Below are 25,839 nucleotides of genomic sequence, written 5' to 3' on the forward strand. Positions count from 1 at the left end.
AGCACAGTCAACCCGAAGCATCCTCGTCCCGGGCGACGGGGGCGGGACGAGTGGTTCCGGCTACCGCGTCCGGACCGGCATCCCGGCCGGACCGACGCCCTTCAACGAGGCACTCACCTTCCGGTCGCTGAGCCACAGATAGCAGCGGACCCCGCGGTCGCCGACCGCCCAGCGACCGGTGCCGGGCGGCCGGACCACCACGTTGCTGCGGTAGCGCAGCACCGGGTCGGCGGCCACCCCGGTCCAGCGCGCGATCGCGGCGTAGCAGCCGGCGTAGAGCGGGGCCCAGTCCGCCGGCTTCTTCGGGTACGGCCGGGCCGGCGCCACCCACACGCCGACGAACTCGGCGTCGTGCGCCGTCGCGCAGTCGACCGGGGTGAGCGTCTGCACCCGCCGCTGGTCCTGCCCGGTGCGCTGGCAGCCCAGGCGCAGCGGGGACGGCGACCTGAGCGCGTCGCGCAGGCTGCCCGTCCGGGTCACCACGGTGGCCGCCGCCTCGGTCGTGTTCAGCTCGGTCAGGTCGCAGCGGTACCAGCGGGAGCCGGCCGTCCACCCGGTGCCGGTGGGCATCGCCACGGCCAGCCGGAGCCGGCCGGCACGCCAGTCGTCGCCGACGTAGCCGCTGGCCCGGGTGTCGCAGTCGGCGAACGCGGTCCGCAGCTCCGGTGAGGTGAGCGCCGGCGGGGTGGCCCGGTCGACGGCGAACGCCCCGACGTGCACCGTCTCCACCCGATGGGGCAGGTCGCAGCCGACCGGGGCGTAGCCGGCCAGGCCCACGGTCGGGGTGAAGTCGGCGACCTGGCAGACGCCGGCCACCGGCGTGAACGGCCCGGGGGCGCCCAGCGCCGGCCAGTCGTCGACGAGATCCCCGTCCACCCCGCCCGACGAGGCACACCCGGCCAGCATCGCGCCCGCGACCACCGCGGCGACGACGCTGCGCATCGCACGGCCCATCGCGCCTCCCCCAGCCCGACGACCGTCGATTCCGACGGCCCGCCCAGGGTAGCCGAAAATGACCTTCCGGTAACAGACCGCGCTCGCCCCACCCCCGCCCCCGTCCCGGCGATCTTGCACTTGCCGCCCCGACAAAAGGGGCAAAAAACGTGGCGGAGGGGCACCAACTGCAAGGTCGCGGGAGTGGGGGGTTGGGGTCAGGGTAGGGCGGCGGCCAGGGGGTTGGGGACGGGGGTGCCGGCGGTGCCGGGGGCGGCGGTGGTGGGGTCGGCGGTCAGGTCGACGATGCGGTTGTCGGCGTCGACGTGCACCACCCGGGGCTGCCAGGCACGCGCCTCGGCGTCGTCCATCTGCCCGTACGAGATGAGGATGACCAGGTCACCGGGGTGCACCAGGTGCGCGGCGGCACCGTTGATGCCGATCACGCCGCTGCCCCGCCGGCCCGGGATCACGTACGTCTCCAGCCGGGCGCCGTTGGTGATGTCCACGATCGCGACCTGCTCGCCGGGAATCAGGTCCGCCGCGTCCAGCAGATCCTCGTCCACCGTCACCGAGCCGACGTAGTGCAGGTCGGCCTGGGTCACCGTGGCCCGGTGGATCTTCGACTTGAGCATGGTCCGGAGCATCGGGGTGCCTTTCCGCATTTCGTGGTGGGGTCAGGGACGCGGCGCGAGATGGATCGCCGTGTTGTCGATCAGGCGGGTGGCGCCCACCCAGGCGGCGATCAGCAGCCGGGCCGCGCCGGAGACCGGGCCGGGCTCCAGCTCCGGATCGGTGAGCACCAGGTAGTCGAGGCGGGCCTCCGGCGCGTCGAACGCCCGGTGCGCGGCGGCCAGCACCGCGCCCGCGTCGTCGCCCCGCTCCGCCGCCGCCACACCCGCGCGCAGCGCGGCGGAGAGGCTCAGCGCGGCCTGCCGCTCCGACGCGGAGAGGTAGCGGTTGCGGCTGGACAGCGCCAGGCCGTCCGGCTCCCGTACGGTCGGCACGCCGACGATCTCGGTCGGCACGTCGAGGTCGCGGACCATCCGGCGGACCAGGGTGAGCTGCTGGTAGTCCTTCTCGCCGAAGAAGGCCAGGTCCGGGCGGGTGAGCTGGAGCAGCTTCAGGACCACGGTGAGCACCCCGTGGAAGAAGCCGGGCCGGCTCAGGCCCTCCAGGTCCTCGCCGAGCGGGCCCGGGTTCAGCCGCACGGTCGGCTGGCCCCCCGGATACATCTCGTTCACCGGGGGCGCGAAGACCAGGTCCACCCCGGCCCGCCGGCAGATCTCCAGGTCCGCGTCGAGGGTGCGCGGATAGCGGTCGAAGTCCTCGTTAGGGCCGAACTGGAGCGGATTCACGAAGATCGTCACCAGCACGTGGTCGGCCCGTTCCCGGGCGGCCCGCAGCAGCGTCTCGTGCCCTTCGTGCAGCGCGCCCATGGTCATCACCACACCGACCGTGCCGGCCAACCCGTCCCGGGCCGCCGCCAACTCCTTGCGCGTGTGCACCACGTTCACCACGAGGAGGCCACCTCCATCCCGTCCAGCACGTCCCGCAGCGGCGCCGCGTCCGCCGGGCGGAGCCGGCCCGCCGCGACGGCGCGGTCCGCCGTCCGTCGGGCCAACGCCAGGTAGGCCGGCACCGATTCCGGCGCGGTCGCGGCCAGCCGGTCCAGGTGCCGGCGTACGGTGCCCGCGTCGCCCCGGGAGACCGGGCCGGTCAGCGCGTCGTCGCCCAGCCCCAGCGCGTTCTCCAGGGCGGCCCGCAGCAGCGGGGCGAGCACCTTCTCCGGCCGGTCCACCCCGGCGTCGCGCAGCCGGTCCGCCGCGTCGTTGACCAGTGTCACCAGGTGGTTGGCGCCGTGCGCGAGCGCCGCGTGGTAGAGCGGTCGGTCGGCCTCGCCCACCCACTCCGGCACCCCGCCCAGGTCGGCCACCAGCCGGGCCGCGAACGGGCGCAGCTCGGCCGGGGCGGTCACCCCGTAGGAGCAGCCGGCCAGGCGGGACAGGTCGTCCGGCGTACCGGTGAAGGTCATCGCCGGGTGCAGCGCGAGCGGCCGGGCGCCGGACGCGGCGGCCGGAGCCAGCACGGCGAGCCCGTGCGCACCCGAGGTGTGCGCCACCACCTGCCCGGGGCGCAGCGCGCCGGACGCGGCCAGGTCGGCGACCACAGCGGCCAGGGCGTCGTCGGGGACCGCCACGATCAGCAGGTCGGTGGCGGCGCGCGCCACGGCGGGCGCGGCGCGGTGCGGGGTCTGCGGCAGCAGCAGCGCCAGCCGGGCCCGCGAGGCGCCGGACGTGCCGGACGCGGCGACCACCCGGTGACCGGCGGCGGCGAGGGTCGCGCCGAGCACGGCGCCGACCCGGCCGGTGCCCAGCACACCGACGGTGAGGGTACGGGGAAAGGCGAGCGGGGCGCGGTGGGCCCGCGGGCGCAGCGGTGCGCTCATGGCAGCGATCCAGTCCTCGAAGGGGGTACCGGTCGATGGCAAGTATGCGCCGCGGTCAGGGAGCCGGAACAAGCATGTGTGAAATCGTTCACCGCCACCCGGACCGGGGCACCGCCACCGGCGCGGGGATCGTGGCCCGTCCCCGGTTCGCGCGCCGTAGGGTCGGCACGGTGACGTCCGGGGAACGAGGCATGCAGTGACGGCGCTGCGCTGGCGCGACGCGATGGAGGCCGCGCTCTACGGCCCGGACGGCTTCTTCGTCTCCGGCCCCGGGCCGGCGGCCCACTTCCGCACCAGCGTGCACGCGTCCCCGGTCTTCGCGTCGTGCCTCCGGCACCTGGTCACCGCGCTCGACCTCGCGCTCGGCCACCCCGCCCGGCTGGACGTGGTGGACGTGGGCGCCGGCCGGGCCGAGCTGCTCCGGTCGTTGCTCGGTGCCCTCGTGGAAGCACCCACCGATCCGTCGCTGGCGGAACGGGTCCGTCTCGTCGCCGTCGAGAAGGCCGGCCGCCCGGACGACCTGCCGGCGGAGATCGAGTGGCGGGACGAGATCCCCGACGACGTCACCGGCCTGCTGCTGGCCACCGAATGGCTCGACAACGTCCCCCTCGACGTCGCCACCGACACCCCCGACGGCTGGCGCCACGTCCTGGTCGACCCCGCCACCGGCGCGGAGTCCCCCGGCCCCCCGCTCTCCCCCGCCGACACCGCCTGGCTGACCCACTGGTGGCCGCTCCCGTCTCCCCCGTCCCCGGTGATCAAGGAGTTCGCGTCGGGCGGAGGCCCGGACCGCGACGCGAACTCCTTGATCACCGCCGTGAAGGGTGGGCGGGTGGAGATCGGGTGGGGGCGGGACGCGGCCTGGGCCGAAGCGGTGGGGCGGGTGCGGCGGGGGGCGGCGCTGGCGGTCGACTACGGGCACCTGCGGGACGCCCGACCGGTGGACGGGACGTTGACCGGGTATCGGGGCGGGCGGCAGGTGCCACCGGTGCCGGACGGGTCGTGCGACGTGACCGCGCACGTGGCCATCGACTCGGTCGCCTCTGCCGGTGAGCGGGTCGCGCGGTGTGCGTACACCCTGGTGTCGCAGCGGGCGGCGCTGCTGGCGCTCGGGGCCGACGGCGGGCGACCGCCGCTGAGCCTGGCCTCCCGGGACCCGGCCGGCTACCTGCGCGCGCTGGCCGCGGCGTCGGCGGTGGCCGAGCTGACCGACCCGGCCGGCCTCGGCGGGCACTGGTGGCTGTGGCAGCCGGTCGGCGTCGACCTCGATCCGCTTCTGGCACGATGACGGGCATGACCACGGACGCCGGCGACCTCCGCGAGCTGACCGTCGGGACCGGCGCCGGCGGTGAGCAGCTCGGCACCGACATGGTGCTCAACATCGGGCCGCAGCACCCGTCGACGCACGGCGTGCTCCGGCTGCGCCTGGTGCTCGACGGGGAGCGGGTGGTCGCCGCCGAGCCGATCGTCGGCTACATGCACCGGGGGGCGGAGAAGCTCTTCGAGGTACGCGACTACCGGCAGATCATCGTGCTCGCCAACCGGCACGACTGGCTGTCCGCGTTCTCCAACGAGCTGGGCGTGGTGCTCGCTGTCGAGCGGCTGATGGGCATGGAGGTGCCGGAGCGCGCCACCTGGCTGCGGATGGCGCTGGCCGAGCTGAACCGGGTGCTCAACCACCTGATGTTCCTCGGCTCCTACCCGCTGGAGATCGGCGCGATCACGCCGATGTTCTACGCGTTCCGGGAACGGGAGACCATCCAGGCGGTGATGGAGGAGGTCTCCGGCGGCCGGATCCACTACATGTTCAACCGGGTCGGCGGCCTGAAGGAGGAGGTGCCGGCCGGCTGGACCGGCCGCGCCCGCGCCGCCATCGCCGAGGTACGCAGGCGCATGCCCGACCTGGACAACCTGATCCGGCGCAACGAGATCTTCCTGGCCCGCACCGTCGGCGTCGGCGTGCTCTCCGCCGCCGACGCCGCCGCGTTCGGCGCGTCCGGGCCGGTCGGCCGGGCCTCCGGCCTCGACCTCGACCTGCGCCGGGACGAGCCCTACCTGGCGTACGACCAGCTCGACGTGCCGGTGGTGACGAAGACCGCCGGGGACTGCCACGCCCGGTTCGAGGTGCTGCTCGACCAGGTGTACGCGTCGCTGGACCTCGCCGAGCAGTGCCTGGACCGGGTGGACCGGATCAGCGGGCCGGTGAACACCCGGCTGCCCAAGGTCGTCAAGGCGCCCGAGGGACACACGTACGCCTGGACCGAGAACCCGCTCGGCATCAACGGCTACTACCTGGTGTCCCGGGGCGAGAAGACGCCGTGGCGGTTGAAGCTGCGCACCGCCTCGTACGCGAACGTGCAGGCGCTGTCGACGCTGCTGCCCGGGTGCCTGGTGCCGGACCTGATCGCCATCCTCGGCTCGATGTTCTTCGTGGTCGGCGACATCGACAAGTGACCTCCGGCGCGGCGGCACCGCCGCACGGACGGTCGGGTCCCGGTCAGCGCCAGCGGTCGGCGGCGTCCTGGTCAGCGCCAGCGGTCGGCGGCGTCCCGGTCAGCGCCAGCGGTCGGCGGCGTCCTGGTCAGCGCCAGCGGTCGGCGGCGTCCCGGTCAGTGCCAGCGGTCGGCGGCGTCCCGGGGCGTCGGGCCGTAGCCGTCGGGCTCCGGGCGGCGCCACTCCGGCTCGGGCTGCCGCCATTCCGGCGTGAGCTGCTGCCACTCCGGCTCGGGCTGCCGCCACTCGGGCTGGCCGCTGCGTTGGGTCGGCGGTCGCCACGCGTCCGGCGTCGGCACCCCGCCGGCCGGCAGCGCCGGCTGACCCTCGCCCGACCAGCCGCCGCCCGACGGCTCCCGGTCGGGTCGGGGCGCGCCGCCGTCGTGGTACGCCGACCCCCGGTCGTGGCGCGTCGGGCCGGCGCTGTCGTAGCCGGGTGGCGTGCCGCGGACGGAGGCCCACCGGTCCTCGACCCGGTACCCGGTGCCGCCGCCGTCGGCGTGCGCCGAGGCCCGCCGCTCCCCGACCCGGACCTCCCGCCCCTGGCCGTCGTCGCGGACCTCGGCCCAGCGGTTGCCGGCGCGCAACTCGGACCAGTGGCCGCCATCCGGCTCGCCGATCGCCGCCCGGCCGTACGGCTCGGGCGACGCCGCCCGCTCATGGTCCCCGGCCGACGGCCGACCGGCCTCTCCCGCCGGCGGCCAACCAGCCTCTCCCGCCGGCGGCCAACCGGCCTCTCCCGTCGACGGCCGACCGGTCCGGTCGTCATCCGACCCGGGCCAGGGCCGAGGCTCGTCCGCCGACCGGCCCGGTCGCGGGCCGGTCGACCAACCGTCCTCCGCCGGACGCGCCGGCCAGCCCCGGTCACCGCCTGCGGCACGACCCACGCCGGCCCACGGGTGCTCCCGCCCGCCGTCGGCCCGCGAACCCGACCACGCCGCACCGTCCCGCGAGCCGTCGTCCCGCGTGGCGGGCCACGCCCCGCCGTCCCGCGCGCCACCGGCCGAGGCACCGGGCCAGGGCTGCTCCGGGCCGGACCGCGGCGCTCCGGGCCAGGCGTCCTGCCCCGCACCGGACCAACCGGGGCGCGCCGGCTCGTCCCCGACCGGCTCCCGGTGGCCGGCGGCGCGCTGCCCGACCGGTTCCGCGCCCCTCGGCCGTTCCTCCGCCGACGGGGACCAGCGGCCCGCGTACCCGCCGTACCGGGAACCGGCCGCGTCGCCGCCGTCCACGATGGTGTGCCGGGTGGTGACGTGCACGGTCTCGGTGTGGTGGACCACCCCGACCGGGCGGGATTCCGGCCGGGCCCCCGGCTCGGGCACCCGCGCCGCGCCGTACACGCCGCCGGCGGCCCGTCCCGCGTCCCGCCCGGCCGGTGTCGACGTGCCGTAGGCGCCGAACTCCGTACGCTCCGCGCGCGGCCGGGGCGGGCCGGCCGGGTAGTCGCCGAACTCCGCGTGCTCATCGGCCGAGCGGTCGAGATCGGTGCCGAGCGGCTCCGGTCGCGCCCGCCCCTCGGCGGCGTACGCGTCGGATCCGGACCGTTCGGCCCGGCCGTCGACGTGACGGCCGGTGGCGTCGGAACGGGCCGGCCACGGCGAGTCGACCCGCCGGTCGGCGCCGGGGCGACCGCCCGCCGACCGGCTCGACGCGTCCTCGTCGGGGCCGGCCGGTTGCGCCCGCCCCGCGTCGTACGCCTCGACGACCGGCACCCGGGCCCGCCCGCCCGGACGTTCCTCGGCGGGTGGGGCGGCCAGGCCGGCGGCCGCCGCGTCGAGCCGGTGACGCACCGTGCCGGCCGCTTCCTCCGCCCGTCGCGCCTGGTCGAGCGCCTCGTTGCCGCGCTGGGCGGCGGCCACGATCTCGGCCCGCAACTCCCGCCGGAGCTGCTCCAACTCCTCGCGCAACCCCTCGGACACGGTCCCGTCGGCGCCGTTCTCGGCCCGCAGCGCCATGGAGAGGCCGATCAGCACGACGGCGAGGATCGCGAGCACGGCGCCGAACCGGAGCGTGCCGTTGCCGTCGGCGACCAGCAGGATCAGCGCCGCCAGGGGCGCCAACCCCACACCGGTCCAGAACAGGACCGTCAGCAGCGTCGGGGTGCGCTTGTCGGTGGGGGCGACCGAGGCGGGCATGGGTGAGCAGCGTACCGAGAGTTCCATCGGAGTGGAACGGCTCGGCACCGTCGGATGCCCGCACCGCCGGCCGGGCCATCAGCCCCGACGCGCCGCCGGCCGGCCGGTGCGACCGGCCGGCGGCGACCGGTCAGCTCGTGGCGAGCGCCGCGTCGGAGGAGAAGACCAGACCGACGCTGGCGGAACCGGTCTTCAGCGCGTTCTTGGTCTGCGGGCCGCCCGCGTCCAGCGAGCTGAACGAACCGGCCTTGAAGTCGTAGACCTCGACGAGCCCGGCCTGGCACTTCGGCCGCTGCGGGCACTCCGGCGGGCCGGCCAGCACGGTGGCCTGGCCGGAGCACTTGGCGGCCAGGTCGGAGAGCGTGGACACGCCGTACTTGTCGGCGAAGGCCTTGGTGACCGCGAAGGCGTTCTGGTCCTGCGCCTGGGACGGCTGGCCGAACACCAGGCCGGACTTCTCGCCCTCGGTCTTGAGCGCCGCGACCGTCTTCTCCAGCTCGGGCGAGGAGATCGGCTGGGCGTCCTTGCCGTTGGCCTTGGTGTTGAGGAACTCCGCCATGGTGGCGGCGTACTCCGGGACGACCTGGATCTGCCCCTTCTCCAGGGCCGGCTCGTAGAGCTCCCGGTTGCCGATGGTCTGCACCTTGACCTGGTAGCCGGCCGCGGTGAGCGCGATCTTGTAGAGCTCGGCGACGGTCTGGCTCTCGCTGAAGTTGCCGGCGCCGACCGTCACCTGGCCGCCCGGACCCTTCTCGATGCCGTCGGTCACGCCGTTGGCGCCGGCGAACTCCTGCGCCGCCACCTGAGGCGTCTTCCGGTCGACGTCGACCGCCCGGTTGAGCTGGATCAGCTTGGTGGTGTCGAGCTTCGCGGAGACCTTGTCCAGCGCGGCGACCAGCTGCGGGGTGGCCGCCTTCTGGTTGATCGCGGGAAGGACGTTGTCGGTGTTCTGGAGCTTCTTGTCGTCGGTGAGGACGACGAGCTGGTCACCCGCCACCGGGGCGCAACCGGCGCCCGAGGCGCCCGCCTCGGGCGCGTCGGTGCCGGACGAGCCGGCGTCGCCGCAGCCGGTGAGAAGACCCGCCGCGAGGAGGGCGCCGAACGCCCCCGCGGCCAGCCGTGAACGTGCGCGCATCAGATGCCCGCCTTCCGTGTCCCGGCGCGGCCCCTTCGGGCCGGCCGCGTGTCCGACGGGCGATCCGTACGCCGCCCGTGACTTCACCCAACATCCTCACGGACCGGACCGACAAATTCGGAGCGGTTTTCGTCATCGGATCGTCATCCGGAGGCCGCCCGACAGTGACCGGCGTCTCGGCGCCCGCCCCCGGACGCCGGGCGTCAGCCGCCGGCAGTGGCCGCCGCCGCGCGGCGGTTCGCCCGCCGTCGGACCCGGCGCAGCGGACGCGGTGTGACCAGCCGCTCCAGCACCGCGAGCACGCCCTCGACCAGCAGCGCCAAGCCGGCCACCAGGACGCCGCCGGCGATGATCTGGCCGCCCCCGGCGGCGATGTCGAGGCCGAAGCCGGCGCGGATGATCTGCCCCAGCCCACCGCCGTTGACGAACGAGGCCAGCGCGGCGGTGGCCACCACCTGCACGGCCGCGGTCCGGAACCCGGCCGCCAGGTAGGGCACCGCCAGCGGCAACTCCACCCGGCGCAGCACCTGCCCGCCGGAGAGCCCCATGCCGCGGGCGGCGTCCCGGGCCTCCGCGTCGGCCTGCCGGACCCCGGTGTACGCGTTCGCCAGCAGCGGCGGCACCGCGAAGACGGCGAGCGCCACCACCACTGACGCGCGGCCGAACCCGAGGAAGGTCAGCGGCAGGATGGTCAGCAGGGCCAGGGTGGGGATCGCCAGCGTCACGTTGGAGACCAGCAGCACCAGGCCACCACCCCGACCGCTGTGCCCGAGCCAGAGGCCGATCGGCCAGGCCACCAGGCAACCGAGCAGCACCGCCAGGGCGGACATGCTCAGGTGCTCGCCCAGCCGGTCCAGCACGCCGCCCGGGTTGGTCCAGTTCAGCGGGTCGTTCAGCCAGGTCACCGCCGCCGGCACCGGGTTCACCGGGCTGACCTTTCGCGCAGCCAGGGGGTGAGCAGCCGGCCCACGCCGGCCAGGACCAGGTCGAGCACCAGCGCCAGCAGCACGCAGAGCACCGTGCCGGTCATGATCTGCGCCTTGTAGAAGTTGTTCTGGAAGCCGGCGAAGATGAGCTGGCCGAGCCCGCCCCGGCCCACCACCACCCCGACCGTGACCAGCGCGACAGTGGAGACGGTGGCCAGGCGTACGCCGGTGAGGATGCCGGGCAGCGCCAGCGGCAGCTCGATCCGGAACAGCCGACCCCAGCGGCCGTACCCCATGCCCTCGGCGGCCTCCCGCACCTCGGGCGGCACCTGGTTCAGGCCGGCCAGCGTGTTGCGCACGATCACCAGCAACGCGTACAGCGCCACCACGGTGAGCACGGTCACCGCGCCGATGCCGAGGTAGGGGGCGAGGAATGCGAACAGCGCCAGCGACGGGATCGTGTAGAGCACCCCGGTCAGCGCCAGGATGGACGCGGCCAGCGACCGGAACCAGTACGCTGCCACCGCGAGCGGCAGCGCCACCAGCGCGGCGATCACCACGGCCCGGGCGGTCAGCCAGGTGTGCTCGCGCACCGCGGCGAGGATGCTGTCAGAGTTGTCCCGCACGTACTGCCAGGAGAACCACGGATTACCCGGGGCGGCCCGGTAGCTCAGGTGGAGGAACACACGTGGACGTTACCCCGGAGACCCCCGCCGGTCACGGCGCCGCCTCGATCACGCTGGAGGGCATCCGCAAGCGCTACCCGGACGGCACCGAGGCGGTCCGCGGGCTGAGCCTGGAGGTCCGGGCCGGCGAGCTGGTGGTGCTGATCGGCCCGTCCGGCTGCGGCAAGTCCACGGTGCTGCGGATGATCAACCGGCTGATCGAGCCGACCGACGGGCGGATCATGCTCGGCGACGACGACGTCACAAGGGTCGACCCGGTGACGCTGCGCCGCCGCATCGGCTACGTGATCCAGAACGTCGGCCTCTTCCCGCACCAGACCGTGGCCGCCAACGTGGCGACCGTGCCGGGGCTGCTGGGCTGGCCCCGGGAGCGCACCCGGGCCCGGGTCGGCGAGCTGCTGGAACTGGTCGGGCTCGACCCCGCGCAGTTCGGCAAGCGCTACCCGCACGAGCTCTCCGGCGGCCAGCGGCAGCGGGTGGGGGTGGCGCGGGCGCTCGCCGCCGACCCGGTGGTGCTGCTGATGGACGAGCCGTTCTCGGCCGTCGACCCGATCGTCCGGACCCGGTTGCAGGAGGAGTTCCTCCGGTTGCAGGCCGAGGTCCGCAAGACCATCGTGCTGGTCACCCACGACCTCGACGAGGCGGTCCGGCTGGGCGACCGGATCGCGGTGCTGTCCGAGGGCGGCGTCCTCGAGCAGTACGACCGGCCCGCCGCGCTGCTCGGCTCGCCCGCCTCGGCGTTCGTCCGCGAGTTCGTCGGCGCCGACCGGGGCATCCGCCGCCTCGCGGTCACCCCGGTGACCCGCGCGGTGCTCGACCCGCTCCCGGCCGGCACCGCCGACGGGCTGCCCACGGTGCCGCTGGGCAGCTCGGCCTACGACGCGCTGGGCACGCTGCTCACCGCCGGCGCCGACCAGGCGGTGGTCACCGAGGACGGCCGCCCGCTGGGCCTGCTCGCCCGAACCCGGGTGCTGACCCTGGGCGCGGTCGACTGAGACGACCCGACCGGGGGTCAGGCCCGGCCGGCTCGACCTGGCCAGGCCGACGATCCCCGCTAGGTCAGGCCCGGCCGCCCAGGCTGGCCAGGCCGACGATCCAGCCGGCGAAGAAGCCGTACGCGGCGCCGGCGCTCGCCGCCTGGAACGCGGCGTAGAGCGTGCCGTGCGGCCCGAGAAGCGTGGCCAGCAGGGCGCTGAGCCCGGCGGCCAGGGCGTACGCGCCCCAGCCGGAGAGGAACTGGCTGCCCGAGGCCGCCACCCGGTCGACCTGTGGGCCGGGCAGCAGGTAGAGCAGCGCCGCGGCCAGCACGATCAGCAGGATCGCCCGCAGGTTGGTGGCGAGCATCCCCTCGTCCGCGTGCCACCGCCAGGCCGGCCAGGCCAGCAGCCGCAGGAACCAGCCGCCGGCGCCGGACGGGTCGGTGTGCTCCTGCGCCCAGCCGACGTACATCGGGCTGCCGCCGACCGCGACGAGCAGGAACGCGGCGAGCGTGCCGGTGCCGGCGGCCGTGCCGTACCGGCCGACGGTGCGGGGGCGGTTGGTGAGGGCCATGGAGCGGTCAGTTCCCGGGCCGCCGCGCCGGGCAAACCTGCCCGGTCGCCGGGCCGGCGTCGGCCGGCGCGCGGCCACCGGGTCAGTGCTTCATCAGGTAGTCGATGAAGGCGGCGCGCAGCAGCGGCGCGGACTCCTCGTAGCCGTGCCCGGTCAGCTCACGCCACAGCGCGTTGGCCTCGTCGATGGTCGGCCCGACCGAGTTGGGCGCACCGTCCAGGGCCGCGGCCTCGTCGGCGTTCGGCAGGTGCCGCAGCACCGACCAGAAGAACCCCACGTCACGACGCTCCCGGGCCAGGTGGAACGCCTGCTCGCGCAGCTCCTCGGTGGAGAGCTTGTCGAGTTCGTCGAAGGTACGGCCGCCGGGGGCAGGAGTCTCCGTCATGCCGCCGAGCCTAACCGGCGAGATCAGCTCCGGCCCGTCGGACGCGACGCCGCCGGCCGACGTCAGCGGCCGTCGGTGTCCCAGCGTCGCGGCTCGTTCTCCCAGCGCGGCGCCTCCCAGGCGTCGACCGGGGTGTCGGTGTCCCGCACCGGCAGCACCGACGGCCAGGTGTCGGTGGGCTCGGGCCTCGGCGGCATCACCCAACCGCCGCTGATCGTGCCGTCGCCGGGGGGCCGGAGCGGCACCGGCGTGCCCGCTCCCGGCCCGGCCCCCGGGCGGGGGCGACCGAACGTCTCCACCAGGCGGGTGACCACCAGACCGGCACCGAGGACGGCACCGCCCACCGCCCAGCGGCTGACCGTCCAGTCGTGCGCGCCGGCCCAGGCCAGGAACACCACCACCAGGCAGACCGCCAGCAGGGCGCCGAAGATGCCGCCGCGCCGGCCGTACGCGCTGGTGCCGCCGAGCAGCACGGTGCCGACCGCCAGCACGGACCAGTCCAGCCCGGTGCCCGGCGGGACCGGGCCGTCGGAGTTCGCGGCCACCAGCACCCCGCCGAGCATCGCCAGCACGGTGGAGCCGACGAGCGCCAACGCGGTCACCGTGGCGGCCACCGCGCCCCGCCGTCGGGCCGGGTCGGCGACCGGGCGGAACCGGCCGAGCAGCCGGCGTACCGGTTTGATCGCGCCGAACAGGCCGCCCAGGACGGCCACCGCGGCGAACCCGACGAAGAGGTAGAGCGCGGTGCGGCGGGGGTCGTAGTCGCCCTGGACCGCGACCGGGGCGGTCCGCCGCTCCAGCCAGACGATCACGCCGGCCGCGCCGGCCAGGCTCGCCGCCCAGCCGGGCACGTGCAGCACCACCACGGCCAGGGCGAGGGCCAGCCCACCGGCCGCCGCCACCCCGAGCGCCGGCAGCAGCGCGTCCCGCAGGCCCCGGTCACCCTGCTCGGCGAAGTGCACCGCGGCGGCCAGCGCGACCGGGCCGACCGCGAGGTTCACCGCGGCGGCCCGCAGGCTCAGGCCGGCGGCCAGCGTGAGCAGGCCCAGCCCGGCCACGTCGACCAGCAGCATCTTCAACGCGCCGCCGCGCAACGCGTCCGAATCCTCCCGCCAGAGCAGCCAGGTCACCGCGACCAGGCCGGCCAGCAGCACGAACTCCCAGACCACGTGCACCGCGATCCGGTCCCGGCCGGGCTCACCGTGGGACGGGTCGTCGAAGACGTTCTCCAGCACCGCGGCGGGCACGCCGGACGACGTCTCCGGTGGCGCCGTCCGGCCCGACTCGTCGTACCCCATTGGCCCGTGCCTCCCAGTGGCCGCGTCCGGCCCACGCCGCGGGCGGACCGGTGGCGGCCGTCGCTCTCCGGTCGCCAGGGACGGTACCTGCGGGCGGAAGCGGGGGAAACCCTCCGCTCAGCGGCGCCCGCGTGGTGTCTCGCGATCGCCAGGCTCGCGGTCGTCGTCGTCCTCCTGCTCGGGCACCCGGCACGAGCGCTCCAGCCAGAGCGCGGCGGCGACCAGGGCCAGCGAGGCGACCAGCCCGGCCAGCGCGGCCGGGCGGTCGCCGGCGGCGGCCTTGGTCCGCTCCACGAGGAGCCAGCCGGCCAGCCCGGCGTAGAAGCCGGCGAAGATGGCCCCGGCCAGCGCGGACGCCTTGGCGAGCACCACGAACCGGGCGACCAGGAGCGGGTTCACCGGCTCCCGGCCGGGCCGCCGCTCGACCCGGGCACGGGTGTTGGCCGCCGCGTAGCCCTCCAGCACGGCCAGCCCGGCCAGCGTGATCACCGGCAGCCACGGCAGGTCGGGGGCGAAGTCGTAGTAGAAGCCGCTGATCAGCAGCCAGGCCACCGCGGCGGCGGCCAGACCGGCGACGACCAGCGTGGAGACCCGGGTCGGACCCATCCGGAAGCGGTCGGGGTCCTGCGGGGGCCGGGCCGTACTCATGCGTCCGACTCTAGCGTCAGATCGGGCCGCGGGCTCAGTTCCAGGGCGTCGGCGGCCAGCGGCTCGGCGTTGAGCAGGTCGGTCAGCCAGCCGTGCCCGGGCAGCCGGCCGTGCGGCTCGATGTCGATCCACGGCCGCAGCACGAAGGCACGCTGGTGCGCCCGGGGATGCGGCAGGGTCAGCTCGGGGTCGTCGCTGAGCACCGGCTGCCCGGCGGCGTCCCAGACCGCGATCACGTCCACGTCGAGCGTGCGCGGCCCGTACCGGCGGGCCGGGTCGCGGGTCCGGCCGGCCGCCGCCTCCGCGGCCCGGGCCCGCGCCAGCCAGTCGCCCGGCGCCGCCGCCGGGTCCGCGACCATCACCACGGCGTTCAGGTACGCGGGCTGGTCCGCGTCCCCCCACGGTGGGGTCTCGTAGACGCCGGAGACCAGCAGCACGTCGCCGCCGAGCGCGGCCACCGCGCCGCGCAGGTGGTCGAGGCGGTCGCCGAGGTTGCTGCCGATCGACAGCACGGCGCGGGTCACCGGGTACGCCGCATGATGACGGCCACGTCGCGGAACGCGTGCGGGATGGGGGCCTCCGGCTTGTGCACGGTCACCGTCGCGGCGGCGACCCGCGGCTCGGCCAGGCAGACCGCGAGCAGCCGGTCGGCGAGCGTCTCGATCAGGTTCACCGGCTCGCCGGTGAGCACCGCGACCAGCCGCTCGGCCAGCTCGCCGTAGTGCACGGTGTCGGTCACCTCGTCCGACCGGGCGGCCGGCGCCAGGTCGAGTTCGAGCACCGCGTCGACCACGAACTCCTGCCCCTGGGCCCGCTCGAAGTCGTAGACCCCGTGCCGCCCGTGCGCCCGCAGGCCGGTCAGCTCGATCCGGTCGGTCATCGGTCCCCTCCGCTGTGGACGGCGGCCCGCGCCGCGCTCGCCAGCCGTGGGCGGCCGGTCGCCCGCCAGACCGCGAGCGCGTCGGTGGTGCCGCGGACGTCGTGCACGCGTACCCCCCACGCGCCGGCGGCCACGGCCAGCACGCTGGTCGCGATGGTCGCGGCCGCCCGCCCGGCGGTGGGGCGCGGCTCGCCGGCCGGGTCGGCGAGCAGCCGACCCAGGTAGGACTTGCGGCTGGCCCCGAAGAGCAGCGGGAAGCCGAGGTCGACCAGCTCGGGCAGGCGGGCGCTGAGCTCCCAGTTGTGCGCGGCGGTCTTGGCGAAGCCGAGCCCCGGGTCGACGATGATCCGGTCGGCGGCGACGCCGGCGGCGAGCGCCGCGTCGACCCGCTGCCCCAGCTCGGCCCGGACGTCGGCCACCACGTCGGTGTAGGTGGCCAGGTCGCGCATGCCGCGGGAGTGGCCCCGCCAGTGCATGAGCACCCAGGGGCAGCCGGCGTCCCGGACCACCCGGCCCATGTCCGGGTCGGCGAGCCCGCCGGAGACGTCGTTCACCACCACCGCGCCGGCCGCGAGCACCGCCTCGGCGACCCGGGCCCGGCTGGTGTCGATGCTGACCGGGATGCCGGCGGCGCTCAGTTCGCGGATCACCGGCAGCACCCGGGCGGTCTCGGTCTCCGCGTCGACCCGGTCGGCGCCGGGCCGGGTGGACTCGCCGCCGACGTCGACCAGGTCCGCGCCGGCCTCGCGGAGTCGCACCCCGTGTGCGACGGCAGCGTCCAGATCGGCGTATCTGCCGCCGTCGGAGAACGAGTCGGGCGTGACGTTCAGGACGCCCATCACCACCGGGGCGTCCGCCCGTACCAGATCGGTCACGGACCCGACAGTACCGTTCGCCGGCAGGGCTTCCGGCGACCGGGCGCGACCCGGACGCGGTGCCCCTGACGTGCACATTGGAACAGGTGTACGATCGGTCGTCCGGGTCGAAGCGGGCCCACTCTTCGCGGCTTGTCGCAAAGGTGGCCGGCCCGTACGCTTTGGAATTGCCCAGCATCGAGATGGCGAAGCCCGGAGGGAGGGCCGAAGCGGGAACAATCCGCCCAAAGCTCACCACTGAGCGTGGTGGGTGACGGACTCAGCGTCGACGGCGCTGTTCCGATCGAGCACCATCCCGCCAGGCTTGTCCTAACTGCACCATCGCGGCGCCGCCGGCCGCGACCTTTGGGGAGGTTTCCAGTGATCGCCATCGAGCTCATGGCAACGGCGTCCACCGCCGTCGACCACGCGCTCCACACCCTGGCGTCGACTCCACTCGCCGAGCCGGCTCCGAAGGGCATCGACACCGACAACGTCGTCACATTCTTCGCCAGCAAGGTCGCGCCGATCCTGCTCGCCGTGCTCGGCGTGATCTTCATCGGCCGGGCCAGCCGGGGTGAGATCTCCAAGGTGCTGACCAGCTCCGCCATCGCCATCATCGGGCTGGCCTTCATCGCCGGCGCGGCCACACTCTTCTTCGTCGGCGACTACCTGATCAACCTCATCTTCGAGTAGGGCGTTGGGCGACGATGCGGCTGCGCACCGACGACGACATCTACCGGGCTCGCCTCGTCTACCTGGGGCCGCCCGGCTACACCCTGCCCGTCCATCTGCCGTACGCCCAGTACGGCCTGTTCATGCTGCTCGTACCCCTCTACGTGTTCATCCACTGGTTGTTCACGCTCCAGGTCGAGCTCTTCCCCGCGTGGGAGATCTCGCTGGCCATCGTGACGACCTCGTTCATCTTCCGGTACGTCGACCCGGACCGGCCGGCGCGCATGGTCATCCGGACCGCGCTGACCGACTGGCGACGCACCCGGGAGCCGGCCGCCGAGCTGCGCGACCCGCGCCTCGTCGCGAGCCGGATCAGGATCCGGGAGGAACTGGCATGACCGGGCGCAGGCCGACGGTGCAGACGAACGACGCGGGTGAGGCGGTCGCATGAGTCGCTCTTCCACGCCGGGTTCCCCGGCCGGGCGCCCGGCCGGCACGCCCGGTAACCGTGCGCGATCGTTCGACTACCCACCGGACGAGGACCTGGACGAGGTCGTGCTCGACCCGGCGCTCGTCACCAGCCCCGGCCACGGCCGGGTCGGCGTGTTCCAGCCGCCCCGCCCGCTCGCCGCGCGCGGCGCCGACCCGCGGGAGCCGGTCCGCCCCGACGGCGACATCGACTCGCCCTTCCTCGACCTGTTCGGCGGCGCACAACCCCGGGTCCGCCGCCCGGCCGCCGGGCCCACCCCGCCGGCGCCGCCGATCGAGCCGGTCGTCGCGCCGCCCCGCCGCGGGGTCGGCCGGGACGCGCTGCCGATCCCGCACCAGCCGGCCGTGCCGGTCGAGCCGGCGCCGCCGGTCCAGCCCGAGCCGCCGGCCCGGGAACACACCCCCGGCGTACGCGCGGTCGGGCGCCCCCGCCCGGAGCCCGTGCTCCCCGCGCCCGTCGAGCCACCCGCGCTCGACCCGCCACCGGCGGCCCGTAACCGGGTGCCGCTCCAGGCCGGGGACCGGCTGCCCGCCCTCCGGCCCACCACCGAACCGGAGCCGACCCCCGAGCCGCTCGCCCCGCCGCCGCCCGTCGAGGCGCGCGGTCCCGCCCACCGGCGCGAGCCGGACCTCGAACCGGTGGACGCCCCCACGGCGCTGGCCGCACCGTCCCGGGAGGTCGGGCGGCCGGCGCACCGCGAGGTCACGCCGCCCCGGCAGCGCTCGGCCGAGCGCCGGAACAAGCCCGCCAAGCCGGTCCGGGTCCGCGCCCCGAAGATCAAGTTCGGTGACCGGGACCCGGCGGTCGAGCTGGCCATCACCGAGATCGCCGGTCACCTCACCTTCACCCCCAACACGGTCACCGCCTGGTACTGGCTGCCCGAGGTGCGCTGGGCGTTCCGCCCGGACGCGGAACGCGAGGCGCTCCTCTCGGCGATCTCCGAGCAGTACGCCGGCCTGGCCGGGTTCCGGCTGCACCTGCGCCGCACCACCCGGCCCTTCCCGGCCGACGAGTGGGCCCGCACCATCGACGCGCACACCGCCACCCCGCTGCCCGACGTGGCCGGCACCGCCGGCTGGGCCGACCACCTGGTCGCCGCCCAGCGGCACCTCATGTCCGTCAACCACGCCGAGGGCCAGACCTACCTCGGCGTCACCTTCGCCCGCCGGTCGCTCGGCGACTCGCTCACCGAGCGCCTGCTGCGCACGTTCGGCCGGGGCACCGCCGACGGCGAACGGCGCCGGCTGGGCCGCACCGTCGAGCAGTTCGACGAGGTGCTCGGCGCGTTCGGCATGCGCGGCCGCCGGGTCACCGCGCCCGAGCTGGAGTGGCTGCTCTACCGCTCGGTGGCGCTCTGCATGGCGCCGCCCGGCGTGCTCTCCCCGATCACCAACGGCCGGTGGGAACGCGGCGACCTGCTGGCCCTCACCGAGCAGGTCGAGCGCTACCGCACCCCGTACGGCTCCACGGTGAAGCTGGTCAACCGGATGACCGGCGAGGAACGGCACGTGGCCGTGCTCGCGGTCGGCCGGATGGAACCGCTGGAGATCCCCGAGCGGCACGAGCCCTGGCTGCACTTCCACGAGCGGCTGCCGTGGCCGATGGAACTCTCCACCCGGGTCGACCTGCTCGGCCCCAACGACTCCTTCCGGAACCTCGAACACCGGCTCCGGATGATCCGCTCCCAGCAGCTCGACTACGCCGAGCACGGCATCGACGCCCCGCCCGAGCTGGAACGGCTGGCCAAGCGGGCGCTGGTGATCGGTGACGAGATGACCACCGGGCTGCCGGTCGACTCGGCCCGCGCGCACGGCTGGCACCGGATCGCGGTCGGCGGTCGTACCCGGGAGGAGTGCCTGGAACGGGCCCGCCGGCTCATCCAGCTCTACTCCCGCGAGCTGCGGATCTCGCTCCAGCACCCGAAGAACCAGGACTGGCTGGCCCGCGAGTTCATCCCCGGCGAGCCGATCGCCAACACCGGATACGTCCGGCGGATGCCGGTCCAACTGCTCGCCGCCGCGCTGCCCCAGGCCGCGTCCACCGTCGGCGACCGGCGCGGCGACCTGATCGGCCGGACCGCCGGCACCTGCCGCCGCCCGGTCTTCCTCGACCTGCACTTCCCGATGGAGGTACGCGAGCGCTCCGGGCTCGCCGTCTTCGTCGCCGAGCCGGGCGGCGGCAAGTCCACGCTGCTCGGCGCGCTCGGCTACCTGGCCGCACGACGCGGCGTGCAGGTGACGCTGCTCGACCCGTCCGGCCCGCTGGCCCGGCTCTGCGCCATGCCCGAGCTGGCGCCCTACTCGCGGGTGCTCAACCTGACCGGCTCGGAACAGGGCACCCTGGCCCCGTACGCGCTGATCCCCACGCCGCTGCGCAGCGAGTTCGGCACCGGGGCGGCCGGCGACCGGGAGTTCGAGATCGCCGTCTCCAACGCCCGCGCCGAGCGCCGGATGCTGGTGCAGGACATCTGCATGATGCTGGTGCCGCCGCAGGTGGCCCGGGAGGCGTCCACCGCCACGCTGTTCCGGCACGCCGTACGCCAGGTGCCGGCCGAGGAGACCTCCACCCTGGACGACGTGGTCGCCTGCCTCCAGGGGCTCGACGACGACGCCGGCCGCGAACTGGCGAACCTGCTGCTCGACACCGCCGAGATGCCGCTGGCCATGCTCTTCTTCGGCCGGCCGCCGGAGGGGCTGCTCGGCGCCGACGCCGCGCTCACCGTGATCACCATGGCCGGCCTCCGGCTGCCCGACCTCAAGATCGAGCGGGAGTACTGGTCGGCCGAGGAGGCCCTGGCCCTGCCGATGCTGCACACCGCGCACCGGCTGGCGGTCCGCCGCTGCTACGGCGGGTCGATGGCCTCCCGGAAGCTGGTCGGCCTGGACGAGGCGCACTTCATGGAGGGCTGGCGCTCCGGACGCTCGTTCCTGGTCCGGCTCGCCCGGGACTCCCGGAAGTGGAACCTGGCCGCGCTGGTCGCCTCGCAGAACCCGAAGGACATCCTCGGCCTCGACGTGCAGAACCTCGTCTCCACCGTCTTCGTCGGCCGGATCGCCGAGGACAGCGAGATCGCCTCCGAGGCACTGCGGCTGCTCCGGGTGCCGGTCGACGACGGCTACGAGGCCACCCTCGCCTCGCTCTCCCAGGCGGACAGCGGTTCGGCCAACCGGCTCGGGTTCCGTGAGTTCGTCATGCGCGACGTCGACGGGCGCGTGCAGAAGGTCCGGGTCGACGTGTCGTACGTCGACGGGCTGCTGAAGCACCTGGACACCACCCCCGCCGCGGTCGCCCAGGCCGCCGGCCAACTGCCGACCGTGCTGGCTGATCTGGAGGCGTGACATGGCGAGGGCCCGGGCACGGATCACGGCGCTCCTCATCGCTCTAGGCGTACTCGCCGGGGCCACGATCTCCTGGCCGCTGATCGGGGCCACACCCGCGTACGCGGCCGGCCCGGTCGCCCAGGCGCGGGCCGAGCTGTGCAGCACCAAGGAGTGGCAGGCCGACTTCCGGGCCTGCGTGGGCAAGCTCAAGGCGGTCAGCGAGGACCAGGTCGAGTGCCGCAACGCGCCGGTGCCCGGCGCGCCGGACTCCGGCCTCGCCGGCTGGTTCGCGGCCCGGCCCGACTCCGCCAAGCAGCCCGGCCCCAAGGGCCTCTACAGCGACTACGGGTACGCCGGGTACAGCTACACCACGTACGACGTGGACGGCGGCTGCGCCTCGTCCGTGCTCCACCCGGACTACCGCTTCACCACCATGGTGGCGAACGGCGAGTTCATGTTCGCGAACGCGGTGATCGGCGCGTCGAACGCGTTGCGTGAGCGCGCGTGGGACCCGCGGACCATGTGGCGCTGGGCGGACCCGCTGGTGGAGCAGGCCACCAAGGCCGTCTACCAGAAGGTGTTCAGCGTCTTCGGCATCATCACCATCTGCGTGGTCGGTCTCTACCTGCTCTGGCGCTCCCGCCAGTCGGACATGAGCAACGCGATGACCACAGCCGGTTGGGCGATCCTGGTGATGGTGGCGGTGACCGCGCTGGCCGCCTGGCCGGTGAAGTCCGCCAACATCGCCGACAGCACCCTGATAACCACCCTGGGCGTGGTCCACGACGCCGTCGGCCCGTCCACCAAGGACATCCCGCCGGGTAAGTGCGTGCTGCCCAACCCGGACGCCTGTGTCGACAAGCGTCCGCCCGCCGTACGGGCCAGCGACACCGCGACCGAGACCATGCTGTACCGCAACTGGCTGCGCGGCGTGCTCGGCTCCGCGGACAGCGAGACCGCCAAGAAGTACGGCCAGGCACTCTACGACGCCAAGTCACTGACCTGGGAGGAGGCGGAGAAACTCCGCCAGAACCCGGCAACCCGCGAAGGCACCATCAAGGCCAAGCAGCAGCAGTGGGCGCGGGTCGCCGAGCAGATCAAGTCGGAGGATCCGGAGGCGTACGAGTACCTCCAGGGCACCAAGGACATGGACCGGATCGGTGCCGGCTTCATCGCGGTACTGGCCTCGCTGCTCTTCGCCATGTTCGACCTCACCGCGTCGGTGCTGGTGCTGCTCGGCTTCCTGATCTTCCGCTGGGCGGTGATCGCCGCGCCCATCCTCGGCACGGTCGGGCTGATGCGCCCGGCCAGCGCCGGGCTCCGCCGGCTGGCGAACGCGGTGGTCGCCGCCGTGTTCAACATCGCCATCTTCGGCACCGGCGCCGCCATCTACCTCTTCGCCGTCGACCTGATCATGAATACCGCCACGCTGCCCGGCTGGCTCCAGGTGGTGCTGGTCTGGCTCTGCGGGGTGGTGGGCTGGCTGTTGCTGCGACCGTACCGGCGGATCACCCAACTCGGCGGCAAGGACAGCAGCGAGGCGGTCAGCTCGGCCGGCTCGTGGCACCGGCGGTTCTTCCGGGACATGCGGGTCGCCGCCCGGCTGGACGTGGCCGAGCCCGGCGGCACCAACGAGCCGGCGTTCGGCAGGCGTCGCGGCGTCGTGGCCGACCAGCGCAGTCTCCGACCGGAGGCGCGGCACGAGGATCCGGCGCACGCCGCCACAGCGGTCGAGCGGGATCGGCCGGACGGACGGGAACGGCCCGATGAGGCGCCCGCGCCCGAGCGCACCGGTGGACGGCCCACCACTGCCCCCCGGCCGCGCCGCGCACCGTCCACCTGGACCGAGCCGGACGTGCCCGAGGAGGTTCCCTCCTACGCCGTCTACCGGCCCGACTCGGCGGACCGAGCGACCGCACCGGCCACCCGGCCGGCGCCGCGGATCCGCTCCGAGGCCAGGTGACCTCCGATGCGACGGGCGCTGGAGTTCCTCTTCAGCCGGGTCCTGCGGTCCCGGCTCGGCATCGCGCTGGTGATCGCCGTTCTCGTCTTCGGGGTGATCGGCACGGCCCGGCTGGTCTCCGGAGCCGGCGACGGGGGCGTCGGCGTCGCCGTCCGCCCCACCCAGCCGATCAGCACCGTGGATCCCGAGGCCGGTGAGGACGGGGTGCTGTCCAGCCCACCGGCCGCGGTCGCCCCGAGGACCCGCCCGGGTGAGCCCACCCCCGAGCAGGTGGCCGGGCGGTTCACCACCGCCTGGCTGGCCGGTCCGGGCAGCACCGGTGCGGCCTGGCAGGCCCGGCTGCGTCCGCTCTCCACCCCCGCGCTGGTCGAGAAGATGGCCGGCGCCGACCCGGAGACCGTGCCGGCCCGGCGGACCACCGGTCCGCCGACGCTCCGCCCCCGTACGGAGTCCTTCGTGGAGGCGTCGATTCCCTTGGACAACGGCACGCTCCGGCTCGAACTGGTCGCCCCGGACGGACCGTGGCTGGTGGACGCGGTCGACTGGGAGCGGTCGTGAGCGCCGGGGCGGCCGCCGTCGGGCAGGTCCGCCGCAAGGTGCGGGTCGGCGTGCTGGCCACCGCGGTGACCGGGGTGCTCGCCCTGCTCTGCTGCGTGGGCGGCGCCGGCGCCTTCTTCCTCACCGAACTGGGCGGCGACCGGGAGGACCCGAAGCTCGCCAGTCTGACCTGCGACCCCACCTATCAGGTCAACCTGACCGGGGACATGCCGCGCTTCGCCGCGTACGGCGACGGCCAACTGCGCAACGCTGCCGCCATCATCAAGACCGGCCAGGACATGAAGGTGCCCGCCCGGGGCTGGGTGATCGCGTTGGCCACCGCGATGCAGGAGTCGGCGCTGCGCAACCTGGCCAACAGCCGCGTGCCGGCGTCGCTGGCGCTGCCGCACGAGGGGGTCGGCGCCGACCACGACTCGGTGGGTCTGTTCCAGCAGCGGCCCGGCTGGGGCAGCGTCGAACAGCGGATGACGCCGTCGTATGCGGCGCGCAAGTTCTACCAGAAGATGGTGAAGGTGCCGAACTGGCAGCAGCGGCCGCTGTCCGTGGTGGCGCAGCGGGTCCAGGTCAGCGCATTCCCGGATGCCTATGCCAAGCACGAGGAGCTGGCCGGACGGATCGTCGACGCACTCGCCGGCGGAGCGGCCCGGACCGTGGAGATCGCCGGGAAGGCCGTCTGCGACGCCGCCGCCGGGGCCCGGATCGCCGCCTCCGGCTGGACCGCGCCGCTGCCCGGCGGCGTGGTCTCCGGTTTCCGGACCGACGCCCGCCCGAGCCACGACGGTGTGGACCTGGCCGCGGAGAAACGCACCGAGATCCACGCCGCCTCGGCCGGCCGGGTGCTGGTCTCCCGCTGCGACCCCGACCACTCCGGCCGGCGGGACTGCGATCGGGACGGCTGGCCGGACAAGGGTGGCTGCGGGTGGTTCGTCGACATCCTGCACGCCGGGGGATTCATCACCCGCTACTGCCACATGATCGAACGACCCCGGGTGCGTCCGGGGCAGGAGGTCGCGGCCGGTGAGGTGATCGGGCTCTCCGGCACCAGCGGCAACTCCTCCGGCCCGCACCTGCACTTCGAGGTGCACCACGACAGCGACCGGTCCAGCCGCGGTGCGGAGAACCCGGTGCCGTTCATGCGCGAGCGTGGTGCGCCGCTCACCGGGACCGGATGAGTTCACCGCCGATGAGCAACCCGCTGCCCGACCCGTTCGCGGACCGCCCCGACTGGGCCCCGCTGCCGCCCCGCCCGATCGAGGTCGTGCCCGCCACCGGCGGAGCCGAGCTGCGCGGTCGCCGGGTGCTGGTCGGTCTGCCCGGCCTCGGCTGGCGCGGTGACCTACGCGCCGACGAGCGGGTGGTGCAGGGCAGCCGCACCTACGTGCCGGTCATCCCGGAACACGAGTGGTACCGGGCCGAGTCCGAGCAGGTGGAGGTGTTCGCGCCGCTGGTGCCGGTGGAACGCGTCTGGGTGGAGACGGTCGGCGGACGACGACCGCCGGTCGGGCCGACCGAGTCCGGCATCCGGCTGGTGTCGCTCGACGCACCCACCCGCCGGCCGCCCACCCCGGTCTTCGAGGCCGACGCGGTGACCGGGCGGCGCGTGGTGCACGTGGACGACGGCGCGGAGCGGCGTGACCTGCGGGCCGTCACCGAGACCTACTCCGGCGCGGACGGCGACATCTGCGTCCGGGTGGCACCTGAGCTGGAGTGGTACCGCTGGGCGTGGCGAGGGCAGCCACCCACCACCCTGGAGGTGCCGGTCCACCTGCTCTGGCTGGAATAGGCCGGGCTCAACTGCTGCGCTGGGCCGTGCATACGCCCCAGCCGTCTCCCCGCCTCGTCTCGAACCGCCAGCCCTGCCGGTCGGTCTGCGAGATGCCGTCGACGGAAGCGGAGATGATGAGCTCGACCTCGACCGCCGCGACGTCGCCGGACTCCCGGGCGGTCAGCGGGCCCCAACTCACCGAAATCTTCGTGTCGAACCGCCGCTCCCTGGCGACGAGGTCGTCCCGGAGCGACCGCAGGCCGTTCAGGTCGGTCCGGCCGTCGCAGGTGTACTGCGCCGCCTTGGTGTCGTTGCGGTCTACCAGAAGCGCCCGCACGTAGTTGTCGACCACCACGTCTGGGGCGCTGCGGTCCGGTGCTGTCGCGCGGTCGTACAGCACGAAGCCGACCACCGCGCCGCCCGCGCAGAGCAACGCCACCACCCCCGCGACGACCGCGAGCACGGTGCGCAGCGGGCGCTTGGCGCGGACCGGAGCCGGAGCCGGCGCGGGGGGCGCCAACTGCTCCGGCGGGGTCCGCTGCGCCGGTACGCGGGAGACCTGGGAACCGGCGGGGGGCTGCACTGATTCCACCTCCTGAGGCTATCGGCTGCGCGCCGCGTACCCAATGCCTCAGAACTGGCGGATCGTGGCGAACCGCCGTACGGACGCCGCCCGGCGCGGGGGTGAGGCTGCT

At 74.7% G+C, this 25,839-nt stretch carries 26 protein-coding genes; 10 read left to right on the forward strand and 16 right to left on the reverse strand.

The features are described 5' to 3' along the window. Positions 1-60: 60 nt before the first annotated feature. From ACH495_RS09355 to ACH495_RS09370, 4 genes are all read right to left on the reverse strand, one after another. A complete protein-coding gene (locus ACH495_RS09355) occupies positions 61-954 on the reverse strand; it encodes a septum formation family protein (protein WP_396857208.1) in 894 nt (297 codons plus the stop codon). A 197-nt stretch (positions 955-1,151) separates the two neighbouring features. After that, a complete protein-coding gene (gene panD, locus ACH495_RS09360; protein WP_396857209.1) occupies positions 1,152-1,580 on the reverse strand; it encodes an aspartate 1-decarboxylase in 429 nt (142 codons plus the stop codon). A gap of 30 nt (positions 1,581-1,610) precedes the next feature. Continuing rightward, the gene (panC, locus tag ACH495_RS09365; protein ID WP_396857210.1) at positions 1,611-2,453 is read right to left on the reverse strand and encodes a pantoate--beta-alanine ligase; all 843 of its coding nucleotides are present in this window, start codon (positions 2,451-2,453) and stop codon (positions 1,611-1,613) included. Continuing rightward, on the reverse strand, positions 2,447-3,382 hold the full coding sequence (locus tag ACH495_RS09370; RefSeq protein ID WP_396857211.1) for a Rossmann-like and DUF2520 domain-containing protein: 936 nt from the start codon (positions 3,380-3,382) through the stop codon (positions 2,447-2,449). Before ACH495_RS09370 ends, panC begins: the two co-directional genes overlap by 7 nt. 223 nt (positions 3,383-3,605) lie before the next feature. Between ACH495_RS09370 and ACH495_RS09375 the strand changes: the two genes are divergently transcribed. Both ACH495_RS09375 and ACH495_RS09380 read left to right on the forward strand, forming a co-directional pair. Beyond that, positions 3,606-4,670: an SAM-dependent methyltransferase gene (locus ACH495_RS09375; protein ID WP_396857343.1), complete on the forward strand. Its 1,065-nt coding sequence runs from the start codon at positions 3,606-3,608 to the stop codon at positions 4,668-4,670. Next, on the forward strand, positions 4,667-5,836 hold the full coding sequence (locus ACH495_RS09380) for an NADH-quinone oxidoreductase subunit D (RefSeq protein WP_396857212.1): 1,170 nt from the start codon (positions 4,667-4,669) through the stop codon (positions 5,834-5,836). The genes ACH495_RS09375 and ACH495_RS09380 overlap by 4 nt, the downstream gene beginning before the upstream one ends. A 155-nt stretch (positions 5,837-5,991) precedes the next feature. On the opposite strand, the gene ACH495_RS09385 is transcribed toward ACH495_RS09380, so the two are convergent. From ACH495_RS09385 to ACH495_RS09400, 4 genes are all read right to left on the reverse strand, one after another. Continuing rightward, a complete protein-coding gene (locus ACH495_RS09385; protein WP_396857213.1) occupies positions 5,992-8,010 on the reverse strand; it encodes a hypothetical protein in 2,019 nt (672 codons plus the stop codon). Between the two features lie 130 nt (positions 8,011-8,140). Further along, positions 8,141-9,145: a glycine betaine ABC transporter substrate-binding protein gene (locus ACH495_RS09390; RefSeq protein ID WP_396857214.1), complete on the reverse strand. Its 1,005-nt coding sequence runs from the start codon at positions 9,143-9,145 to the stop codon at positions 8,141-8,143. 203 nt (positions 9,146-9,348) lie between these two features. Further along, positions 9,349-10,071 (reverse strand): ABC transporter permease, encoded by a 723-nt coding sequence (locus ACH495_RS09395; RefSeq protein WP_396857215.1) that lies wholly within the window; start codon positions 10,069-10,071, stop codon positions 9,349-9,351. Further along, a complete protein-coding gene (locus ACH495_RS09400) occupies positions 10,068-10,757 on the reverse strand; it encodes an ABC transporter permease (protein WP_396857216.1) in 690 nt (229 codons plus the stop codon). The genes ACH495_RS09395 and ACH495_RS09400 overlap by 4 nt, the downstream gene beginning before the upstream one ends. Before the next feature lie 2 nt (positions 10,758-10,759). Here ACH495_RS09400 and ACH495_RS09405 point away from each other — a divergent pair, with 2 nt between their 5' ends. After that, complete coding sequence (locus tag ACH495_RS09405) at positions 10,760-11,752, forward strand: ABC transporter ATP-binding protein (RefSeq protein WP_396857217.1); 993 nt, start codon at positions 10,760-10,762, stop codon at positions 11,750-11,752. 64 nt (positions 11,753-11,816) lie between these two features. Here ACH495_RS09405 and ACH495_RS09410 read toward each other — a convergent pair whose 3' ends face one another. The 7 genes from ACH495_RS09410 to folP form a co-directional block, all read right to left on the reverse strand. Then, entirely contained in the window at positions 11,817-12,308 is a 492-nt protein-coding gene (locus tag ACH495_RS09410) for a hypothetical protein (RefSeq protein ID WP_396857218.1), read from the reverse strand. Between the two features lie 82 nt (positions 12,309-12,390). Further along, the gene (locus tag ACH495_RS09415) at positions 12,391-12,693 is read right to left on the reverse strand and encodes a hypothetical protein (RefSeq protein WP_120572796.1); all 303 of its coding nucleotides are present in this window, start codon (positions 12,691-12,693) and stop codon (positions 12,391-12,393) included. Between the two features lie 62 nt (positions 12,694-12,755). Continuing rightward, entirely contained in the window at positions 12,756-13,991 is a 1,236-nt protein-coding gene (locus tag ACH495_RS09420) for an ABC transporter permease (RefSeq protein WP_396857219.1), read from the reverse strand. 117 nt (positions 13,992-14,108) lie between these two features. Next, on the reverse strand, positions 14,109-14,639 hold the full coding sequence (locus ACH495_RS09425) for a DUF3180 domain-containing protein (protein ID WP_396857220.1): 531 nt from the start codon (positions 14,637-14,639) through the stop codon (positions 14,109-14,111). Beyond that, on the reverse strand, positions 14,636-15,163 hold the full coding sequence (gene folK / locus ACH495_RS09430) for a 2-amino-4-hydroxy-6-hydroxymethyldihydropteridine diphosphokinase (RefSeq protein WP_396857221.1): 528 nt from the start codon (positions 15,161-15,163) through the stop codon (positions 14,636-14,638). Before folK ends, ACH495_RS09425 begins: the two co-directional genes overlap by 4 nt. Further along, entirely contained in the window at positions 15,160-15,519 is a 360-nt protein-coding gene (gene folB, locus ACH495_RS09435; RefSeq protein WP_396857222.1) for a dihydroneopterin aldolase, read from the reverse strand. The genes folK and folB overlap by 4 nt, the downstream gene beginning before the upstream one ends. After that, positions 15,516-16,394 (reverse strand): dihydropteroate synthase, encoded by an 879-nt coding sequence (folP, locus tag ACH495_RS09440; RefSeq protein WP_396857223.1) that lies wholly within the window; start codon positions 16,392-16,394, stop codon positions 15,516-15,518. Before folP ends, folB begins: the two co-directional genes overlap by 4 nt. 360 nt (positions 16,395-16,754) lie before the next feature. Between folP and ACH495_RS09445 the strand changes: the two genes are divergently transcribed. The 7 genes from ACH495_RS09445 to ACH495_RS09475 are packed head-to-tail and all read left to right on the forward strand — an operon-like array spanning position 16,755 to position 25,162. Continuing rightward, on the forward strand, positions 16,755-17,069 hold the full coding sequence (locus tag ACH495_RS09445) for a hypothetical protein (RefSeq protein WP_091070155.1): 315 nt from the start codon (positions 16,755-16,757) through the stop codon (positions 17,067-17,069). Between the two features lie 14 nt (positions 17,070-17,083). Continuing rightward, the gene (locus tag ACH495_RS09450) at positions 17,084-17,446 is read left to right on the forward strand and encodes a hypothetical protein (RefSeq protein WP_089157613.1); all 363 of its coding nucleotides are present in this window, start codon (positions 17,084-17,086) and stop codon (positions 17,444-17,446) included. A 49-nt stretch (positions 17,447-17,495) separates the two neighbouring features. Beyond that, positions 17,496-20,876 (forward strand): ATP-binding protein, encoded by a 3,381-nt coding sequence (locus tag ACH495_RS09455; RefSeq protein WP_396857224.1) that lies wholly within the window; start codon positions 17,496-17,498, stop codon positions 20,874-20,876. A gap of 1 nt (position 20,877) precedes the next feature. Then, a complete protein-coding gene (locus ACH495_RS09460) occupies positions 20,878-22,821 on the forward strand; it encodes an MFS transporter (protein WP_396857225.1) in 1,944 nt (647 codons plus the stop codon). A gap of 6 nt (positions 22,822-22,827) precedes the next feature. Continuing rightward, positions 22,828-23,379, forward strand: a complete 552-nt coding sequence (locus ACH495_RS09465; protein WP_396857226.1) for a hypothetical protein — start codon at positions 22,828-22,830, stop codon at positions 23,377-23,379. Continuing rightward, positions 23,376-24,551, forward strand: a complete 1,176-nt coding sequence (locus tag ACH495_RS09470; protein WP_396857227.1) for a M23 family metallopeptidase — start codon at positions 23,376-23,378, stop codon at positions 24,549-24,551. The genes ACH495_RS09465 and ACH495_RS09470 overlap by 4 nt, the downstream gene beginning before the upstream one ends. 11 nt (positions 24,552-24,562) lie before the next feature. After that, positions 24,563-25,162, forward strand: coding sequence for a hypothetical protein (locus ACH495_RS09475; RefSeq protein ID WP_396857344.1), 600 nt, complete (start codon positions 24,563-24,565; stop codon positions 25,160-25,162). 7 nt (positions 25,163-25,169) lie between these two features. Here the strand turns inward: ACH495_RS09475 and ACH495_RS09480 are convergent, their stop codons facing one another. Next, the gene (locus ACH495_RS09480; RefSeq protein ID WP_396857345.1) at positions 25,170-25,727 is read right to left on the reverse strand and encodes a hypothetical protein; all 558 of its coding nucleotides are present in this window, start codon (positions 25,725-25,727) and stop codon (positions 25,170-25,172) included. Positions 25,728-25,839 lie beyond the last annotated feature (112 nt).

It is taken from the genome of Micromonospora sp. NPDC018662, assembly GCF_044391475.1.
Lineage (GTDB): Bacteria > Actinomycetota > Actinomycetes > Mycobacteriales > Micromonosporaceae > Micromonospora.

Bases quoted from the DNA above. Each gene is read 5' to 3' on its own strand.
- ACH495_RS09355 (WP_396857208.1), bottom strand. From the start codon at position 954: ATGGGCCGTGCGATGCGCAGCGTCGTCGCCGCGGTGGTCGCGGGCGCG.
- panD (WP_396857209.1), bottom strand. From the start codon at position 1,580: ATGCTCCGGACCATGCTCAAGTCGAAGATCCACCGGGCCACGGTGACC.
- ACH495_RS09370 (WP_396857211.1), bottom strand. From the start codon at position 3,382: ATGAGCGCACCGCTGCGCCCGCGGGCCCACCGCGCCCCGCTCGCCTTT.
- ACH495_RS09375 (WP_396857343.1), top strand. From the start codon at position 3,606: ATGGAGGCCGCGCTCTACGGCCCGGACGGCTTCTTCGTCTCCGGCCCC.
- ACH495_RS09380 (WP_396857212.1), top strand. From the start codon at position 4,667: ATGACGGGCATGACCACGGACGCCGGCGACCTCCGCGAGCTGACCGTC.
- ACH495_RS09385 (WP_396857213.1), bottom strand. From the start codon at position 8,010: ATGCCCGCCTCGGTCGCCCCCACCGACAAGCGCACCCCGACGCTGCTG.
- ACH495_RS09390 (WP_396857214.1), bottom strand. From the start codon at position 9,145: ATGCGCGCACGTTCACGGCTGGCCGCGGGGGCGTTCGGCGCCCTCCTC.
- ACH495_RS09410 (WP_396857218.1), bottom strand. From the start codon at position 12,308: ATGGCCCTCACCAACCGCCCCCGCACCGTCGGCCGGTACGGCACGGCC.
- ACH495_RS09415 (WP_120572796.1), bottom strand. From the start codon at position 12,693: ATGACGGAGACTCCTGCCCCCGGCGGCCGTACCTTCGACGAACTCGAC.
- ACH495_RS09420 (WP_396857219.1), bottom strand. From the start codon at position 13,991: ATGGGGTACGACGAGTCGGGCCGGACGGCGCCACCGGAGACGTCGTCC.
- ACH495_RS09425 (WP_396857220.1), bottom strand. From the start codon at position 14,639: ATGAGTACGGCCCGGCCCCCGCAGGACCCCGACCGCTTCCGGATGGGT.
- folB (WP_396857222.1), bottom strand. From the start codon at position 15,519: ATGACCGACCGGATCGAGCTGACCGGCCTGCGGGCGCACGGGCGGCAC.
- ACH495_RS09450 (WP_089157613.1), top strand. From the start codon at position 17,084: ATGCGGCTGCGCACCGACGACGACATCTACCGGGCTCGCCTCGTCTAC.
- ACH495_RS09455 (WP_396857224.1), top strand. From the start codon at position 17,496: ATGAGTCGCTCTTCCACGCCGGGTTCCCCGGCCGGGCGCCCGGCCGGC.
- ACH495_RS09460 (WP_396857225.1), top strand. From the start codon at position 20,878: ATGGCGAGGGCCCGGGCACGGATCACGGCGCTCCTCATCGCTCTAGGC.
- ACH495_RS09465 (WP_396857226.1), top strand. From the start codon at position 22,828: ATGCGACGGGCGCTGGAGTTCCTCTTCAGCCGGGTCCTGCGGTCCCGG.
- ACH495_RS09475 (WP_396857344.1), top strand. From the start codon at position 24,563: ATGAGCAACCCGCTGCCCGACCCGTTCGCGGACCGCCCCGACTGGGCC.